Origin of the sequence: Leptospira ognonensis (genome assembly GCF_004770745.1) — a bacterium.
Lineage (GTDB): Bacteria > Spirochaetota > Leptospiria > Leptospirales > Leptospiraceae > Leptospira_A > Leptospira_A ognonensis.
Window position 1 is genome coordinate 1 of record NZ_RQGD01000003.1, and the last position, 1,791, is coordinate 1,791.

At 32.8% G+C, this 1,791-nt stretch carries 3 protein-coding genes; all 3 read left to right on the forward strand.

What is annotated here, in order from left to right; all coding sequences use genetic code 11:
- Positions 1-209 precede the first annotated feature (209 nt).
- On the forward strand, positions 210-608 hold the full coding sequence (locus EHQ58_RS00960; RefSeq protein WP_167883493.1) for a hypothetical protein: 399 nt from the start codon (positions 210-212) through the stop codon (positions 606-608).
- Between the two features lie 392 nt (positions 609-1,000).
- Entirely contained in the window at positions 1,001-1,297 is a 297-nt protein-coding gene (locus tag EHQ58_RS00965; RefSeq protein ID WP_135621472.1) for a type II toxin-antitoxin system HigB family toxin, read from the forward strand.
- Positions 1,294-1,695, forward strand: coding sequence for a helix-turn-helix domain-containing protein (locus EHQ58_RS00970; protein WP_135621473.1), 402 nt, complete (start codon positions 1,294-1,296; stop codon positions 1,693-1,695). The genes EHQ58_RS00965 and EHQ58_RS00970 overlap by 4 nt, the downstream gene beginning before the upstream one ends.
- The last annotated feature ends 96 nt before the right edge of the window (positions 1,696-1,791 follow it).

Sequence of the window (1,791 nt, forward strand, 5' to 3'; positions counted from 1 at the left end):
GCCCTCGCTCGGCCTAAAGGCACATTGTCCTCCGTCACGCTTCTTGCGTCGCAAGAAGGCGCGCCGACGCTAACGTCTCTGCGAGACTCAGCTACGGACAACGTCGTGTAGCCTAGTTCGTTATACGAAATTGCAAAAAACCCTGTAAGAGAGAATTTTAACATTAAATTCAATTTTTCGTCTTAAATAGTTTTAACTCTTCTAAAAAAATGAAAATAATCTCTCTATTTCTATATATGAATATATTTATTTCATTTCTATATGTAGGAAGACTATCCAAAGCAGAAGCTATACGGAATAATAAATTAAATATCCTCCTACCTGATACTTATTGTTTGTTAGTAGATTCTGAAGAATTAGAAGAAACATTAGAATCAGATTGCAAAATTTTTGGAGCAAAAATTTCAATAAATAAAGATTATAAATCATTAAAACCGATTAAGAATCTAGGATTTCATATGCCAGGAGAAGTATATATAAGCAATATCCAGGGTTACCAAAACCTATATTATATCGCCGAAGGTGACTACGAAACCGTTATTTTCATTAACATATTTTTATCTATTCTAGCCTTACTTATCTTGAATAAAAAATTTAAATTAAGATAGATTGTAATCTTTTAATAAAATGCAGAAACTGTCTGTTGAAACCTTCGCATTCATTTTTTAAATACTTTCCACTATCTTCTGTTTATAATATAGTCTCTCCAAAAAATCGTTAAAATTTAATTATTATGATTTTCGACTCGATTACTTTCTATACATAAATAAATTAAAAACCATAAATGCCGGAAAATATGGTTTATTTTGCAACTTCGTATAACTGCGGCTGACACGCTACTTGCCCGGCAAGAAGACGCGCCGACGCTAACGCCTTCTCCGAAGGCTCAGCTACGGACAACGTCGTGTAGCCTAGTTCGTTATACGAAATCCCAAAAAGCTACTTCCAAGATCAGCAAAAAAATATTGACATATCTCAATATGAGATACAATATGTTGAAGTGCATATAATTAGCTGGAAGAAATTAGATGATTTTATACTTAAACATCCTAATTCTGAATCTTCTCTAAAAAGCTGGTATAAGATAATTAAAAACACTAATTTCAAAGATTTTAACGATTTAAGAAAGGTATTTAATTCTGTTGATCAGGTAGACAAATTTACAGTTTTTAATATTAGTGGAAACCATTTTAGATTAATTGCAGCAATTCATTTTAATCGTCAGAAAGTGTTTGTTAGAAATGTTTTAACCCACTCGGAATATGATAAGGGTAAATGGAAAAAGGAGATTTTATGATACTTGAAATTGAAAAAGTTAAGAATATCTGGCACGATATTAAAGATATTCTCTCCGTTCCTCATACTGACAAACAATATAAGAAATTAGTTAAAGTTTTAGATGAACTAATTGATGAAGTTGGAAATGATGAAAAGCATCAACTAGCTCCACTATTAGAAACTGTTGGTAATTTGATTGAAGAATATGAAAATGATCATTTCATACAGCCCAATTCGGAACCAATCGAAGTTTTAAAATATTTAATGCAAGAAAACAATTTAACTCAAAAAGATTTAAACATCTTAGGTAGCCAGGGTGTTGTTTCTGAGATTTTAAATGGTAAAAGAGAATTGAACGTTCGACAAATTAAAGCTCTTGCGGAAAAATTTAAAATCTCTCCTTCTGCCTTTATTTGAACATCAATTTTGGGACTTCGTATAACTGCGGCTGACACGCTCCGCTCGGGACTTTCGCCCTCGCTCGGCCTAAAGGCACATTGTCCTCCGTCACGC

Bases quoted from the DNA above. Each gene is read 5' to 3' on its own strand.
- EHQ58_RS00960 (WP_167883493.1), top strand. From the start codon at position 210: ATGAAAATAATCTCTCTATTTCTATATATGAATATATTTATTTCATTT.
- EHQ58_RS00970 (WP_135621473.1), top strand. From the start codon at position 1,294: ATGATACTTGAAATTGAAAAAGTTAAGAATATCTGGCACGATATTAAA.